The following is a 16928-nucleotide window of genomic DNA, read 5'->3' on the forward strand; positions in this document are numbered from 1 at the left end:
GGACGCCGGCACCGGGATCGACATGCCGCTCGCCGTGAGCGTGGTCCCGCCGGCGGCGATCGTCGCGGGGATGAAGTTCATGGGAGGCGTGCCGATGAAGTTCGCCACGAAAAGGTTCGAGGGCTTCTCGTAGACCTCGTACGGGGTCCCGACCTGCTGGATGCGGCCGTCCTTCATCACGGCGATCCGGTGACCCATCGTCATCGCCTCGACCTGGTCGTGGGTGACGTAGACGGCCGTCGTCCGGAGGCGCTGCTGGAGCTTCGAGATCTCCGCCCGCATCTGGACGCGGAGCTTCGCGTCGAGGTTCGACAACGGCTCGTCGAAGAGGAAGACGGCCGGCTGTCGGACGATCGCGCGGCCGAGGGCGACGCGCTGCCTCTGGCCGCCGGAGAGCTGCCGGGGCTTGCGGTCGAGGAGCGGGGCGATCCCGAGCGTCGCGGCGGCTTCGCCCACCATCCGCTCGATCTCGGCCGCCGGCGTCTTCCGCATCCTCAGGCCGAACTCCATGTTCGCGCGCACCGTCATGTGCGGGTAGAGCGCGTAGTTCTGGAAGACCATGGCGATGTCGCGGTCCTTCGGGGCCACGTCGTTGACGAGCCGGTCTCCGATGAAGATCCGGCCCGCCGTCACCGATTCGAGGCCGGCGATCATCCGGAGGACGGTGGACTTGCCGCACCCGGAGGGGCCGACGAGCACCATGAATTCGTGGTCGCGGACTTCGAGATCGAGCCCGGCGATCACGAGGACGTCGCCGAAGCGCTTCTCCACTTTTTCGAGCCGGACCTCCGCCATCCGCCCATCTGTCCTTTCGGCTCGGAACTGCCGAGGAAATAGTGAAACGAAGCGATTTGCGATACTTGATGCAGCCGCATTAATTGCTCCGTTTTTCGGCGATCGAAAAACGGAGCCGCGTCCGCCGCCTAAGGGTATCGAGCCGTGCCGATGATGCGGAACGATCGCGCCGGAACGTCCATTTCGATCGATCCATACGAAACGGAGACCGGACCTCCGGAGAAGAGGTCCACCGCGCTCCTCCCGTTCCAGAGCGGCGGGGCGGGAACGTGGAGGCGCGCCGCGGCGCCGCCCCGGTTGACCGCCACGAGCACGGCGTCGCCGGACGCCGCGTCGGTCTGCGTGAACGCGAGAAGGTCGCCCTCCGTCGACACCGGATCGTGCACGCCGCGCGAAAGCGCCCTGTGGGCGCGGCGGATCGCGATGAGCTTCCGGTAGTCGGTGCGGAGGCCTTCGTCGCGGGGCTCCCCCGTCCCGGGAAGGATCTTTCGGCCGTCCCAGGGCATGTCGCTCCGGTTGTCGGGCCAGTCCCCTCCTCTTCGCCCGACCTCCTCGCCGTAATACACGACCGGAATCCCCGCGCTCGTCATCTGGAGCACGGCGGCGAGCCGAAAGAGATCGCGGTCGAAGCCGAGGAGGGAGTAGGCGCCGGCGACGTCATGCGACGAAAGGAAATGCGCGAGGAGGTGCCCCGTCCGAACCTTCTCCCGCGACTTGAGATAGCGGTCGAACGCGACCGTCCGCCCGCGGCCGAGCAGGAATCCGACGACGCTTCCCGAGAAGGAGAAATCGAAGCCGGCATCCATCTCGTCGGTCGAAAACCACGGATCGAGCGACTCGGCGTCCCCTCCCCAGACCTCGCCCAGCAGGAAGAAGGACGGTCCGAGCTCCCGCCGGACGCGCGTGCGGTGCTCGTCCCAAAAGGGATGATCGACGTGCTTGACGGTGTCGAGACGGAAGCCGTCGACGCCGAGCTGTCTGGCCCACCCGAGCTGGCAGTCCATCAGGAACCCCGCGACTTTCGGGTCTTCGGTTCGGAAATCGGGAAGGCCAGACACGCAGGTCGTGACGTCGTCGTCGCCGCAGTCGCCGCGGTCCGGCGAACGGAGCCACCCCTTCGTCCTCGGATCGGTGAGGTAATGCGAGCCGTAACCGGCGTGGTTGTAGACGACATCCAGCAGAACGCGGATCCCCCGCCGGTGGCACGCGGCGACGAGTCTCTTCAGCTCGCTCTTCGTCCCGAAGCGCTTGTCGATCCGCGTGAAGTCGTCGGCCCAGTATCCGTGGTACGCCCAGTCCGGGAAGCCCGCGCCCGTCACGTAGCCGTCGATGTTCTTGACGACGGGATTGATCCAGATCGCCGTCACGCCCAGGCTCGAGATCTCGTCGAGATGGGCGAGGAGCCCGGCCACGTCGCCGCCGTGAAACGCCCCCTTCGACGAGCGGTCGACCGCCGCGTCGTTGCTCCGGTGCCCGTCGGCGAACCGGTCGAGGAGGACGAAGTAGACGACGGCGTCGCGCCAGTCGGCGGAAGGCGTCGCCGCGGCCGCCAACGGCGCGAAGAGAGCAAAGAGGACGAGCAGGGCGGCGAGGCCGTGCGCGGGTCGCCGAGCTCGCTGCGTCCCGGACGTCGCCATGCTCACCTCCGTTCGGCACTCTAGCAATTCGTAAGCGAGCCCGCGTGAAGCGAATGCATCGGGATCCGGCCGTCATGGAGATCGGAGCGCGTGCTATCGTTTTGGCATGGAGCTCGTCCGGTTGCTCGGAATCGCCGCCGTCCTCGTCTCGGCCTACGCCGCGGCCGAGGAAACCGCGTCGGACGACGTCCTCCTCCTCGTTCCCCCCGGCGCGTCGATCGCGGTCATTCAGCGGGCGCGAACCGCCGTTGCGGCGCGCGGGAACGTCCTCCTCGTCGGAGAGGACGGCACGATTCCCGTCCGGGAAGGCGTGTCGATCGTCGCCGACCGCACGATCGCGTCTCCTTTTCCCGCCGCGGCCGTCGCGGTTCTCCCCGGAACGCTGACGGACGGGATGGTCCGGTTTCTCGCGGCCGAGCGCGCGCTCTCGCGCGCCATCCTGTTTCCCGAGTCCGGGCCGGCGATCGATCGCGTCCGGCGGGCCCCCGGGAACGCGTTGATTGCGATCGGAGGCCTCGAAGTCCTTCCTGAGCTCCTCGCGAGGCCGATGCCCGAGCCTGCCGCCGCTGCTTCGGCTCGCCCGGCTGCTCCGCCGGCGCCGCCGCCTGCCAGGGCGCGCTCGGCGACTTTGCCGGCGGAGCCGTCTGCCGAGGCTCCCGCGGCCAATGCCCCGGCTTCCGCGAAGCCGGCCTCGGCGGCGATGGTCCCCGTGGAAAAGGCCGCGGAGCCGTCCCAATCCGGCGAGCCGCGCCGCTCCGTATTCGATCGATATTTTTCGACCGGCGCCTCCGCGAAGGACCGGCCGAAGCCCGTTCCTCCGAATTGACCGCCGGGCGTCCGCCGATGACGACGGAGCGCGGGTCCCTTCTTTCGGCCGACGACCTCTGGCTCTTGAACGAGGGGAAACATTTCCGGCTCTACGACCACCTCGGGTCGCACCTCGACCGGGAATCGGCAACGACGCGCTTCGCCGTGCTCGCCCCCGACGCCGGCGAAGTCTCCGTGGTCGGCGACTTCAACGGGTGGGACGCCGCGGCCTCGCCGCTTCGCCCGGTCGCCCGATCAGGCGTCTGGGCGGGGACCGCGCCCGCCCCGCGCGGCGCCCGCTACAAGTACCGGATCGTCTCGCGCGAGAGCCGGTACACGGTCCTGAAGGCCGATCCCTTCGCCCGCATGCACGAGACCCCTCCGAAGACGGCGTCGATCGTCTGGGACCTCGACTACGCGTGGGAGGACGGGGAATGGATGGCGCGGCGCGCGGCGGCCAACGCGCTCGACTCGCCGATCTCGATCTACGAGCTCCACCTCGGATCGTGGCGGCGGGGCGAGGACGGAGGCGTCTCCTACCGCGCGATCGCCGCCCCGCTCGCCGAGTACGCGGCCGGGACGGGGTTCACGCACGTCGAGTTCCTCCCGCTGATGGAGCATCCCTTCGCCGGTTCCTGGGGATACCAGACGACCGGCTACTTCGCCCCGACGAGCCGCTTCGGCGCGCCGCAGGACCTGATGTTCCTGATCGACACGCTGCACCGCGCCGGGATCGGCGTGATCCTCGACTGGGTGCCGTCGCACTTCCCGACCGACGAGCACGGCCTCGCGTTCTTCGACGGGACGCACCTCTACGAGCACGCGGACCCGCGGCAGGGCTTCCATCCCGACTGGAAGAGCGCGATCTTCAACTACGGACGCAAGGAAGTGCGGAGCTTCCTCGGATCGAGCGCGCTCTTCTGGCTCGACCGCTACCATGCCGACGGGCTGCGAGTCGACGCCGTCGCGTCGATGCTCTATCTCGACTATTCGCGCGAGCCCGGCGAGTGGATCCCGAATCCGCAGGGGGGGCGCGAGAACCTCGACGCGATCTCGCTCCTGCGCCAGATCAACACGGAGGCGTACCGGCGTTTCCCCGACGTCCAGATGATCGCGGAGGAATCGACCGCCTGGCCCGGCGTCGCGCGCCCGGTCGACGCGGGCGGCCTCGGCTTCGGGCTGAAGTGGGACATGGGATGGATGCACGACACGCTGGCGTACTTCGCCCGCGACCCGGTCCACCGCCGCTTCCACCACGACGAGCTGACCTTCCGGATGCTCTACGCGTACACGGAGAACTTCCTCCTTCCGCTGTCGCACGACGAGGTCGTTCATGGAAAGCGCTCGCTCCTCGAGAAGATGCCGGGAGACGACTGGCAGAAATTCGCGAACCTCCGCCTCCTCCTCGCGTTCCTCTTCGTCTCGGCGGGCAAGAAACTCCTCTTCATGGGCGACGAGATCGGCGAGCGCCGCGAGTGGAACCACGACGGGGAGATCGCGTGGGATCTCCTCCGCTCCCCGCCGCATGCCGGTGTGCGGAGGCTCGTCGCCGACCTGAATTCCCTCTACCGCGCCCGGCCCGCGCTCCACCGGAAGGACGTCTTTCCCGGCGGCTTCGAGTGGATCGACTGCGGCGACGCGGCGGGGAGCGTTCTCACGCTCCTTCGGACCGACGCGGAAGGTCGGACGGTCGCCGCGGCGCTGAACTTCACGCCCGTTCCTCGCGAGGGATACCGGATCGGTCTCCCCGAGCCCGGCCGCTGGCGGGAGATCTTCAACAGCGACGCCGAGGTCTACGGCGGAACGGGGGCGGGGAATCTCGGGGCCGTCGCCGCCCGGCCGGAGCCGCTCCATTCGCGGCCGGCGAGCGCATCCATCACGCTTCCGCCGCTCGGCGCCGTGCTCTTCGCGGCCGAGGAATCGGCCCGATGAACGGCGGCCGGGCGATCTGCATCCACGGCCACTTCTATCAGCCCCCGCGAGAAGACCCGTGGAGCGGCGAAATCGAGCGCCAGCCCTCGGCCGCGCCCTACCACGACTGGAACGAGCGGATCACGGCCGAGTGCTACGGCCCGAACACCGCGGCGCGCATCCTCGACCCCGCCGGCCGGATCGAGGACATCGTCGACAATTTCTCCCGGATCAGCTTCGACGTCGGCCCGACGCTCCTTTCGTGGCTCGAGGAGCGCGAGCCTCGCATCTACCGCGCGATCGTCGCCTCGGACCGCGAGAGCGCGAAGCGCTTCTCCGGCCACGGCTCGGCGATGGCGCAGGCGTTCCACCACACGATCCTTCCGCTCGCCGACGAGCGCGACCGGCGCACGGAGGTGGTCTGGGGGATCCGCGACTTCGAGGCGCGCTTCGGCCGCTCCCCCGAGGGGATGTGGCTGCCGGAGACGGCTGCCGACGTCGAGACCCTCGAGACCCTCGCCGACCTCGGGATCCGATACACCGTGCTCGCCCCGCGCCAGGCCGCGCGCGTGCGGCCGATGGGCGGCGGCTCGTGGACCGACGTCTCCGAGGAGACTCTCGACACCACCCGGCCGTACTTCGCGCCGCTCCCGTCGGGAGCGCGGATCGCGCTCTTCTTCTACGACGGCGCGATCTCCCGGGGGATCGCCTTCGAGCGCCTGCTCGACAGCGCCGACGAACTCGTCGCCCGGCTGACCGGCGGCGGGCGCGACGGGCTGGTCCACGCCGCCACCGACGGCGAATCGTACGGCCACCACCACGCGCACGGCGACATGGCGCTCGCGGCCGCGCTCTCCCGCATCGAGCGCGGCGCCGAGGCGCGCCTCACGAATTACGGCGAGCACCTCGAACGGCATCCGCCGCGCGACGAGGTCGAGATCGTCGAGCGCAGCTCCTGGAGCTGCGTTCACGGCGTCGGACGATGGGAGCGCGACTGCGGGTGCCGCGTCGCCGGAGGCACGCAGGCCTGGAGAGCGGAGCTCCGCCGGGCGTTCGACTGGCTGCGGGACGAGATCTCGGGACGATACGAGGCGCGGGCCCGGGAGCTCCTCCTCGATCCGTGGAAGGCGCGCGAAGACGCGATCGCGCTGGCCGTGAACGGTTCCGTCGCGAGCGAAACGTTCTTCGCCTGGCACGCGCGCCGGCCGCTTTCCCGCGGCGAGCGGGGCGAGATCCTGCGGCTCCTCGCGCTCCAGCGCAACGCGCTGCGCATGTACACGAGCTGCGGGTGGTTCTTCGACGACGTCGCCGGGCTCGAGGCGCGCCAGGTCATCCGGTACGCCGCGCGGGCGATCGAGCTCGCCGAGCAGCTTTTCGGCGAGCCGCTCGAGGGCCGCTTCCTCGAGATGCTGAAGGACGCCCGGGGAAACTCGCCGGAGCTCCCCGACGGCGCCGCGGTGTACGAACGGTACGTGAGCTCGCCGGGACTCCGGCACGCGCCCCACCAGGAGGCTCGGGATCCCGGACGCGCAATGTCCCGCGCCGTGACCGGGCTCGCGGAAGGGTTCGAGAACGACCCCTCCGACGCCCGCCTGCTCGAGGCGTGGCGAAAGGTCGTGGAGCTCTCGGAAGGGCTGCCCTTCCCGGTGCCGTTCTGGACGGCGCAGAACGTCTATTTCCGGATTCGGGAAAGCGCGGCGTCCCCGATGAAGCAGAAGGCGGCCGCGGGAGACCCGTCCGCGGCCGCGTGGGTCGCGGAATTCGACCGCCTCGGCGGGCTCCTTGGTTTCGCGCGCCCGGCCTGAGGGGTTGTCGGCCCGGCCGCCCTCGGCTAGAATCCGGGCCCGGGCGGGCATAGTTCAGCGGTAGAACGTCAGCTTCCCAAGCTGAATGTCGTCGGTTCGATCCCGATTGCCCGCTCCAAGCCACCGGGAAATGCCGCCATCGAGCGGCGGCCGCGATCCGGGTCGGCGCTCGCACGACCGAGCCGTTCGCTCCTTTCGGCGCGTTCGCAGAAACGTCCCCCCGACCCGCACGAATGCCTCAAACTCATCATGAAATCACCCGCTCGGCCCGCTACCCTGACCCTCGAGACCGCTCACGCCGACGAGGCCACACCCCCACGACAAAGCCCGCCGTCGCTCTTTTGCAACCCTCGTTCTTCGGTCCGGACAGAAAGGATCGAAATTCCCGCGATGCGCCCGAAAAGCCAAAGTCGCCTTCCTGTCGACCTCGGTCACCCCGCCCGCCGGCAGCCGAGCGCCGACATGACGCTCCCGCCACAGTTTGTGCCGATTGATCCCCCCGCGTTGCGTCCGAAATCGGACAAAAGCCTATGACCAAAAAATGCCAATTCGCTGCCCAGCACGCGCCAAGATTTATCAGGCGTGCGATCCAGGCACCCGGGACCCGGTCCGGGGCTTGGAATGCAAGTCTTTTGGATACAGAATTTCCACCGCGCCTATTGACGGTTCGCGATCCGAATATTTCGCTTGCGGGAGCGGCAGCGAGTTTGCTAGATTTCCCGGCAGCCCAGCAAGATCTTCCGACATGCGAGGTCGCCCAGCGAGCAATCGCGCGGCGTCTTGGCATGTTAGAACGTCACGCGACCGATCAGCGTTTGCTCCCGCCGGGAATCCGCGCCGACGCGCTCACCGCGTCTTGCGGTGCGACGCGAGTGGAAAACGCTTCTTACAGCAGTTTCATTGTCGAGACGATGCGATTCGATGCGTTTCTCAACGTTCATTTTTTTCGGAAAGGAAGGAATGGAGATGACAGCCAATAGACCCTGGAAAGTTCCGATCGGTTTCGTCCTGAGCCTCTGTACCGCGTTCCTGCTGACGGCCTCGTCGGCGTTCGCGGTCGCGACCGCCGACATCCAGATCACCAAGAGCTCCGACGTGAGCTCCGTGGTGGCCGGGGACACGATCACCTACACGATCACCGCCACGAATCTCGGCCCGAACGGGGCGAGCCAGGTCGTGATCGAGGACGACGTACCGGCCTCGCTCACGAACATCCAGCTCGTCAGCGTGACCCAGCCGAGCAGCTGCACGATCGTCAGCAACACGATCAATTGCAACATGCAGGGGCTCGGTGCCTCCGGGTCGGTCAACACGATCGTCTTCACGGCAGACGTCGCCAACACGGCCCTGGCGGGTGACACGATCACGAACTGCGCGTTCGAAGAGTCGAGCAATTCGACCGATCCCGACCACTCGAACGACCAGTCGCCCTTCTCCTGCGGCCAGGGGGTCAGCGTCGTCGCCTCCGCCGACCTGTCGGTCGTCAAGACGCAGACTGACCCCGACCCGAATACCGTCCCGACGGTCCAGGGCGGGACGAACGTCACGTACCTCATCACCGCGACGAACAACGGCCCGGATGACGCGACCAACGTCGTCGTCGGCGACGACATCACGGTCGGTTCGGCGACCTTCGTGTCCGCGACGCCCGTGGCGCCGAACACCGACGGTCTCGATTGCACCTCCTTCGCGCTCGGCGGGACCGGCTGCACGGTCGCCTCGCTGCAGTCCGGCCACACGGTGGCCTTCGACCTCGTCGTCACGGTCCCGAACGACGGCACGACTTCGATCACGGACACGGCGACCGTCTCGTCCGATGTCCTCGACACCGACTCGAGCAACGACACCTCTTCCGTGACGACCGCGATCTGCCAGACGGTCGACCTCTCGATCACGAAGGCCACCCTCGACCTCAGCGACGCGCCGATCACCACGATCACGGGCGGAAGCGACTTCAAGTATCACATCGAGGTCACGAACAACGGAGCCAACGACGCGACGAACGTGACGATGACGGACACCCTTCCCGCCGGCGTCAGCTGGGTGTCGAACACCGGCTCCTGCGACACCACCGCGCTGCCGCTCATCACCTGCACCACATCCCTGATCACGGCCAGCGGCGGGATCCAGGATTGGGACATCCGGGTCACGGCCGTCGAGTCCGGCCCGATCGACAACACGGCGGACGTTTCGAGCGACCAGTGCGACACCGACACCCAGAACAACGAGGCATCGGCTCGCATCGAATCCGCCACCAACGACACGCCGACGGCCCTCGAGGCCGACCGCGAGAGCTCCGCGACGGATACGGACTGCATCACCACCGATCCGATCTCGACGAGCTCCGACGTCAATCGTGTCTTCGAGCCCAACGAGTCGGTCCGCATCGACCCCACGTGGCACAACAACCTCGACAACGCCGATCCGGAGACGACGGGCGCGGCGGACACCCCGTCGAGCCCCACGGGCGGCACGCTGACGATCGACGATTGCACGGCCGACTACGGCCCGATTCCGGCCAACAGCGACTCCGACTGCAACTCGGCGACCGGCGACTGCTACCAGATGACCGTCACCGAGGACACCGAAGGCGTCCGGCCCCACCTTCCCGACCATCCGCGCCACTGGGACGTGACGTTCGTCGAGACTCTGGCTCCTTCGAACCAGACGAAAACGTGGACCCTCCACATCGGCGACACGTTCCTCGACGTCCCGCGGGTCAACGGGTTCTACCGGTTCATCGAGACGATTCTCCACAACCACATCACGGTCGGCTGCGGCGACGGCACCGATTTCTGCCCCGGCGGCTTCACGAACCGCGCGCAGATGGCCGCCTTCATCGGCCGCTCGGTCGCGGGCAACGACGCGTCGATTCCGACGTCCGGCACGGGCTGGGATTGCGCCGCGGGCGGCGATCCGTCCCAGTTCGTCGACATCGATTACAACACCCAGTTCAGCGGCTTCTGCAAGCACGCCAACTACCTGAAGGACCAGAAGATCACCTTCGGGTGCTTCGACACGTCGCACTTCTGTCCGGCCGCCAACGTGACCCGCGGACAGATGGCGATCTTCATCGCCCGGGCCGTCGAGGTCCAGGACGGGAACACGGCCGATCCGGACGGCAGCATTCCGCTGTTCGGCAACGACGACGCCGGCACCCGGCAGTACAACTGCGACTCGACCGACCAGCAGAACACGGTCACGCTGGCCACCATCCCGGCGGGCACCCCGCCCTTCACGGACGTTCCGACGTCCGGCGACCTGTGCAAGAGCGCCGGTCTCCTGTTCGTCCGGCACATCGTCGACGGTTTCGGCGACGGGACCTATCATCCGGCCGCCAACATCCGGCGCGATCAGACGGCCAAGATCCTGACGAGCGCGTTCGTCAAGCTCCCGCTGTACGGGCCGCTCACCTTCTAGTCTCCGGGTTTCGCGATTTCATCGGGCCCCTCGAAAGAGGGGCCCTTTTTTTCCTTCTGCTCCTCTCCCGCATTTGAAAGAATGCGGGCGCCCGCTCCGGAGAGGTGACCCCGAACCGCCGGTCTCCCGGAAGCGGAGCGCGACGAGGCGAATTGACCCGCAAGCTGCTGATCATCGGATACTTCGGCGCAGGAAACGCCGGCGACGAGGCGATCCTCGCGTGCACGCTCCGGGATCTCCGCGCCGCCCGCCCCGACCTCGCGTTCGTCGTCCCCGGCGAGGACCCGGCTTCGCTTTCCGCCCGTTTCGCCGTCGAGTCCTTTCCTCGTTCGGAGATGCCGGCGATGCTCGAGGCCGTCGAGGAGTGCGACGCCGTCCTCGTCGGAGGCGGAGGTCTCCTCCACGACATCTGGGACCCGCAGGACGAGACGCTCCTCACTCCCGAGCACTGGGGTCTGACCTACTACTGCGGGATCCCGTGGCTCGCGGCGGAGATCGGAAAGCCGGTCATGCTCTACGCCGTCGGAGTCGGGCCGCTCCGTTTTCCGCAGGGAAGGGCCCTCGTCCGTCAGCTCGCGAGCGCCGCCACGGTCATCACCGTCCGCGACGCGCCGTCCGCCGGGATCCTGGAAGACCTCGCCGGCGAGGTCATGCCGCGCGCCCGGGTCACGGCGGACCCGGCCTGGACGGTCGAGGCGCTCGCGGAAGAGCCTCGCGAGCGCCTGCTCTCGGAGACCGGATTGAAGCAAGGCCGCTGGCTCGGCGTCGCCTTCCGCAACTGGGACGTCGACGGCGACCCGGGCCGGTGGGAAGAGGAAGCCGCGGCCGCGCTCGACCGGTTCGCGGCCGAGCATGGTCTCGGGCTCGCGTTTCTCCCCTTCCAGCATGCGGCCACGCCTCTCCAGGACGACGTCGCCCTGGCCCGCCGCCTGGCGGAGCGATGCACCGCCGCCGAAACCCGGGTCGTCGATAGGAGCTCCACGGCCGAGGAGCTCCTGACGCTCGTCGGCGCCTGCGAGATCGTCTGCGGGATGCGGTTCCATTCCATTCTCTTCGCGTGCGCCGCCGGCGTCCCCGCCGTCGCGATCGACTACGACGCGAAGGTGGCGAACCTCGCCGCGATGACCGACCCTCCGATCCCATCCGTTCCCATCGGAGCTCTCGATCGACGGCGGCTCGCCGACGCGCTCGAGATGGCGCGGCGGCGCGGCCCGGCGCTCGCGGAGTCTCAGCTCGCGCTCGCCCGGCGCATGCGGGATCGGGCCGGCGAGAACGTACGGCTCGCGCTCTCCCTTCTCGAGATCCGAGCGGGGGCGAGCGCGTCCCGCCGCCGCGTCCTCGACGCCTTGAACCGGATCGAAGAGCTTCGCCGGACGGGCGCAACGGCACCCCGGATCGGCGCCCCGGACGCCCCCTCGCCGCGGCGCGGCGTCGTCCGGATCGTCGCCCACACCTTCTTCGACGCCGACGGGGGCGAGATCTTCTTCGGCGGCGGCGAGCGTTACCTGATCGAGCTCGCCGACGTCGTCCGCTCCCGCGGCTATCGCGTCGAGGTGGTGCAGACGGCCCGGTCGCAGGACTGGATCCGGTATTACCGGGACCTGCGCGTCGCCGGTCTCGTTCCCCACGGAGGGGCGTTCGAGCTCAACCCGGCGATCCGCTCGCGGATGCGCGGCCGCGCCGATCTCACGGTCTATCTGGCGTTCTACCTCGCCGGAGCCGATGCCCCGCCCGGCTCGATCGGCATCAGCCACGGGATCTACTGGGACGATCCCGCGTACCAGGGCGATCCGGAAGAGGTGAACCGCCGTTCCGCGCGGCTCTTCGATTCGATCGACACGCTCGACGCCGTCGTCTCGGTCGACACGAATACGATCAACTGGGTGCGCGCCGAGCGCGCTCCGCTCGCGGAGAAGTTCCTCTACGTCCCGAATTTCGTCGACCGCGCGGACTTTTGCCCCGGAGAGTCCGGCGGCGCCGGCCCGGTCGTGCTCTATCCGCGGCGCCTGTCGCGCGAGCGCGGTTTCTGGCTCCTCGCGGAGATCGCCCCCGCGCTCCTCGAGCGACGCTCCGGGCTCGAGATCCATTTCGTCGGAAAAGCGGAGCGCTCCGAGGAGAGCGCGGTTCGCGCCCTCGAGGCCCGTTTCCCCGGGCGGGTGCGATGGTATTTCCTCCCGCCCGAGCGAATGCCGGAAGCGTACGAGAAGGCCGACATCGTCGTCATCCCGACGTTGAGCAGCGAGGGGACCTCGCTCTCCTGCCTCGAAGGCCAGTCTTCCGGCAAGGCGGTGATCGCGACGCGCGTGGGGGGGCTTCCGGACCTCGTCCTCGACGGCGTCAATGGATTGCTCATCGAGCCGACCTCCGCCGCGCTTCGCGGAGCGATCGAGCGGCTGCTCGACGACGCGTCCTTTCGGCAGCGCCTCGGCGAAGCGGGGCGGCTCACTTCCGAGCGCTTCTCGATCGAGCGATGGAGAGAGCGCTGGCACGGCGTGCTCGAAGGCTATCTCCCGAGACGTTCGCCCGCCGCCGTCCGGCGGGCGCGCCGGGCGCCGACGGTCGCGGCCTTCGTTCCCCGCTCCCGGCCGGAGGCCGAGGCCCTCGAACCCGTCGCGCTCGCCGTCGCGCGGCTCGGCATCGACGCCTACTGGGCCGAAGACGGCGCGCCGGCGCCCCGGCGACACCGGCGTCTCCATCCCGTCCCGTCGGCGGAATCGCTCTTCCTTTCCGCTCCCCTCGTCTTCGTCGCCGGAGGCGAAGACCCCGTCCGGCTCCCCTGGCCGGAAGCGGAGATCGTCCGCGCGGCACCCGGCGCGCCGGAGGCCGGCCGGGACGCGCTGCCGCCCGCGTCCGACCCTTCGTTTCCCGAGAGATTGCGCAACGTCGTCCGGCGCGCCTTCCAGAGGCGCCGGCAGGAGGTTCCGATGGAGCCGGAGAAGACCGAAGCCGCGCCGCCGGGGCAGGAGGCGGATGGCACGCGCGAGAGGGTCCGATCGCGCGTCGCCGAGCACGAACAGGCGCTCGTCGATCTGCGCCGCCGCGCAATCGCCGGGCGAGTCGAGAGCCGCCGCATCATCGCGGAGCTCGACGCCCGAAACCGCGCCCACGAGGCCGAGCACCTGCGCGCCCACCGTCACCTCGACGAGGTCCGACGCCACCTCGACGACGTGACCGCCGATCGCAACGCGGCCGCCGAAGCGGCGGGAAACGCGCGGCGAGCGGCCGAGCAGCTCGCCACGGAGCTCGACCTCTGGAAGAGCTCCCGGGTCTGGAGGATCGGCCACGCTTACTGGAATTTCCTGGCGCGGCTCCGGCGCCTGACTTCCGGCAAGGCGCGTGGCGGGGAGACCGTAACCCCCTCGCCGGCCGCCGCTCCCGTTGCGCCTTCCGTCCCGCCGGTTTCGGCGCCGGCGCCGACCTCTCTGCTCGACGGGTTCCTGGCCCGCCCGGAGGGGCGCTACGACGTTCTCGTGCTCTCGATCGTCGACTGGGACTTCCGCTTCCAACGCCCCCAGCAGCTCGCCACCCAGTTCGGCCGCGCCGGGCACCGCGTGTTCTACCTCTCGACCACGGTCTTCCTTCCGCCCGGCGGCCCTCCGTACGAGCTCGTTGCGAAGGCGCCGAACGTCGCCGAGCTCCGCATCCGCTCGCCGCGGCCGCTCGACGTCTACGGCGGGGAGCTGACCGGCGACGACGTGGCGGCCCTCGAGGACGCCCTGGGCGAGCTCCTGGCGGCGGCCGCCGCCGGCGACGTGCTGGTCAAGGTCGACATCCCGTTCTGGACGCGCCTCGCCCTCCGCCTCCGGGAGCGCCACGACGCCGTCGTCGTCTATGACTGCATGGACGAGTGGACGAACTTTCCCGGCTTCGCCAGGGACGCTCTCGAACGCGAAGCCGAGCTCGTGCGGGCCGCGGACGTGACCGTCGTCTCCGCTCAGCGTCTGCTCGAGAAGCACGAGCGCGATGCGAAGCGGGCGATCCTCGTCCGCAACGCCGTCGACGTGGAGCACTACGCGGCTCTCTGCGGCCCCAACGACATCCTCGGCGACGTGCGCCACCCGGTCATCGGCTACTACGGGGCCCTCGCCTCCTGGGTCGACGTCCCGCTGATCGAAAAGATCGCGCGGCGGTATCCCCAGGGGACGGTCGTCCTCGCCGGCGGCCACTTCGACGTGGACCTCTCGCCGCTTTCGGCGCTCCCGAACGTGCGACTCCTCGGTCAGCGCCCGTACGCGGAAATGCCGAAGCTCCTCTGGAATTTCGACGCGTGCGTGATCCCGTTTCTCGTCAACGACATCACCGACGCGACCAACCCGGTCAAGCTCTACGAGTACATGGCCGGGGGAAAACCCGTGGTGGCGCCCGCGCTGAGCGAGCTCGAGCCGTTCGCCGGCGTCTGTTATCTCGCGCGCAGCCACGAGGAGTTCCTCCGCGGGCTCGACGAAGCGCTGGCGGAAGCTCCCTCGGACCCGCGGCGCGCGGCGCGCCGCACGATCGCCGCGGAGAACGACTGGAGCGCACGCTACCGGGCGATCGACGGCGCGGCGGCCGAGACGCGGCCGGAGGTCACCGTCGTCGTCGTGACGTTCGACGGTTTCGATTTCACGCGCCAGTGCCTCGAATCCCTCCGGAGGGAAACGTGGCCGCGCCTCGAGATCGTCGTCGTCGACAACGCTTCGCGGGACGCGACGGTCCCCTATCTGACGCAGCGGGCCGCGACCGATCCTCGCGTCCGGATCGTGCGGAATCCCGTGAATCGCGGCTTCGCGGCGGCGAACAACGCCGGCATCGCCGCCGCCCGAGGAGACGTCGTCATCCTGCTGAACAACGACACGGTCGTCCCTCCCGGCCTCGTCGGGCGGCTCGTCGCGCATCTCCGGCGCGACGGGGAAATCGGCCTTCTCTGTCCCACCACGAACTTCGCCGGCAACGAGGCGAAAGTCGACCCGGGATATTCGGATCTCGCCGATCTTCCCGCGTGGGCGACGCGGCGGGCGATCGAACACGCGGGCGAGACGTTCGCGATCGACGTCGCGGCCATGTACTGCGTCGCCGCGCGGCGCGAGGTCCTCGACGCCGTCGGCGCGCTCGACGAGAATTTCGGGATCGGGATGTTCGAGGACGACGACTTCTCGCATCGCGTGCGGCAAGCCGGCTTTTCGGTGGTCTGCGCGGAGGATGCCTACGTTCACCATTTCGGGCAAGGCTCGTTCCGAAAGCTCTCCCCCGCCGCCTACGACGCGATCTGGAACCGCAACAAGGAGTACTTCGAGCAGAAATGGGGAGTCACGTGGAAGCCCCATCAGGTGCGGATCGGGGCCACGCCTTCCCCTTCGAAGATCGGCGAATGAGCGGCGGCGGGCGCTCGTGATGAGCACGAGGGGCGGCTGGGCCGACCGGGCCTGGCGCCTCGCCGGTCTCGCCCTGGTCGCGGCGCAGCTGGCCGCATTCGTGCCCGCTCTGTACGGGGAACGCGAGCTGTTCCTCCGTCGCCACGGCGCCCGCTCGATCACGGCGCAGCAGGCGCGCGATATCCGGGTCATTCGGAGCTGGATCCCCGACGCGGAACCGCTCCTCTACGTCAGCAACAGCGAAAACCGCTGGCTTCCGCGGCTGTGGGAACGGGCCCTCTCGCCCCAGCGGGTCGCGATCGTCGTCTCGACCGACGACGCCGTCAAGCGCGTCGCCTTCCTTCGGAAGCGTCTCCGGATCCGCTGGGCTCTCTCCGCCGGGTCGCCGCCGCCCGATCCGGGATTCGTCTGGCACGTGCGGCTGTCTCCGATTCCGGGCTTCCCGCAGGAATACTGGTTCGGGAAGCTGGCGAAGTGACGGCAGCGGTCCTCTCTCCCGCCGCTGCCGCTGTCGTGGCGCTCGGCTGCGCGTGTCTTGCGAACCTGGTCATGGGCCGCTGCCCCGCTTCCCTCTTCGAATGGAACGAGTCGTTCCTGATCGGGCTCGGCATCGTCTCCGCCGCCGCGATTCCCCTGTCGCTCCTGGGGCGGCCGTGGATTCGGTTCGTTCTCCTGATCGCGATCCTCGTCGCCATCCTGATCCGCCGAACGGATTTGTCGCGGTTCCGGGCCACCGGGCTCGGGCTCTCCCCGTCCAGCGTCAAGGCGGCGGGCGCGGTCCTTCCCGGGCTCGTGTTGTTCGCGGTCGCCAACGCCCGTTCCGCTTTCGCCTGGGACGGATTCCAGATCTGGATGACGAAGGCTCAGGAATTCTACAAAACGGGCACTCTGCGTCTCAACGTCCCCACCCCCGAGTACATGCTTCGCATCGTCTCGTACCCTCCCGCCGTTGCCGTCGACGAAGCGCTCGTGGCGACCTTCTACCGCGCTTTTCCTTTCGACGCCGTCAAGGCGGTCTTCACCGTGTTCGCGGTCTCGCTCGTGATCGGGACGTTCCACCTCGTCGAGACCGTCTCCGACCGGCGGACGGCGGTCGTCGCCGCCGGACTGACGGCGATCCTCCCCGGCCTCATGATGCGGACGGCGATCGGCGGATACGCCGACATGCCGCTCGCCGCGGTGGTCGCCGCGGCGGCCGCCGC

At 69.0% G+C, this 16928-nt stretch carries 9 protein-coding genes and 1 tRNA gene; 8 read left to right on the forward strand and 2 right to left on the reverse strand.

Annotation, left to right across the window (positions count from 1 at the left end):
- The coding region (ugpC, locus tag VKH46_15290; protein HKB72210.1) for a sn-glycerol-3-phosphate ABC transporter ATP-binding protein UgpC at positions 1-795 on the reverse strand (795 nt) is incomplete at its 3' end.
- Between the two features lie 128 nt (positions 796-923).
- Positions 924-2432, reverse strand: a complete 1509-nt coding sequence (locus VKH46_15295; protein ID HKB72211.1) for an alpha-amylase family glycosyl hydrolase — start codon at positions 2430-2432, stop codon at positions 924-926.
- 106 nt (positions 2433-2538) lie between these two features.
- Here VKH46_15295 and VKH46_15300 point away from each other — a divergent pair, with 106 nt between their 5' ends.
- The 8 genes from VKH46_15300 to VKH46_15335 form a co-directional block, all read left to right on the forward strand.
- Positions 2539-3258, forward strand: coding sequence for a hypothetical protein (locus VKH46_15300; GenBank protein HKB72212.1), 720 nt, complete (start codon positions 2539-2541; stop codon positions 3256-3258).
- Positions 3259-3275: 17 nt separating this feature from the next.
- Positions 3276-5171, forward strand: a complete 1896-nt coding sequence (gene glgB, locus VKH46_15305; protein ID HKB72213.1) for a 1,4-alpha-glucan branching protein GlgB — start codon at positions 3276-3278, stop codon at positions 5169-5171.
- Positions 5168-6955 carry a DUF3536 domain-containing protein gene (locus tag VKH46_15310; protein ID HKB72214.1) on the forward strand — a complete coding sequence of 596 codons (1788 nt, stop codon included), beginning with the start codon at positions 5168-5170 and terminating at the stop codon, positions 6953-6955. Before glgB ends, VKH46_15310 begins: the two co-directional genes overlap by 4 nt.
- A gap of 43 nt (positions 6956-6998) precedes the next feature.
- Positions 6999-7073, forward strand: a tRNA-Gly gene (locus VKH46_15315).
- Between the two features lie 848 nt (positions 7074-7921).
- On the forward strand, positions 7922-10375 hold the full coding sequence (locus tag VKH46_15320; GenBank protein ID HKB72215.1) for a DUF11 domain-containing protein: 2454 nt from the start codon (positions 7922-7924) through the stop codon (positions 10373-10375).
- A gap of 152 nt (positions 10376-10527) precedes the next feature.
- A complete protein-coding gene (locus VKH46_15325; protein HKB72216.1) occupies positions 10528-15726 on the forward strand; it encodes a polysaccharide pyruvyl transferase family protein in 5199 nt (1732 codons plus the stop codon).
- Between the two features lie 19 nt (positions 15727-15745).
- Positions 15746-16204 carry a hypothetical protein gene (locus VKH46_15330; protein HKB72217.1) on the forward strand — a complete coding sequence of 153 codons (459 nt, stop codon included), beginning with the start codon at positions 15746-15748 and terminating at the stop codon, positions 16202-16204.
- Positions 16201-16928, forward strand: a 728-nt coding sequence (locus VKH46_15335; protein ID HKB72218.1) for a hypothetical protein, incomplete at its 3' end; no start/stop codon positions are given. The genes VKH46_15330 and VKH46_15335, both read left to right, overlap by 4 nt.

The organism is Thermoanaerobaculia bacterium, assembly GCA_035260525.1.
Lineage (GTDB): Bacteria > Acidobacteriota > Thermoanaerobaculia > UBA5066 > DATFVB01 > DATFVB01.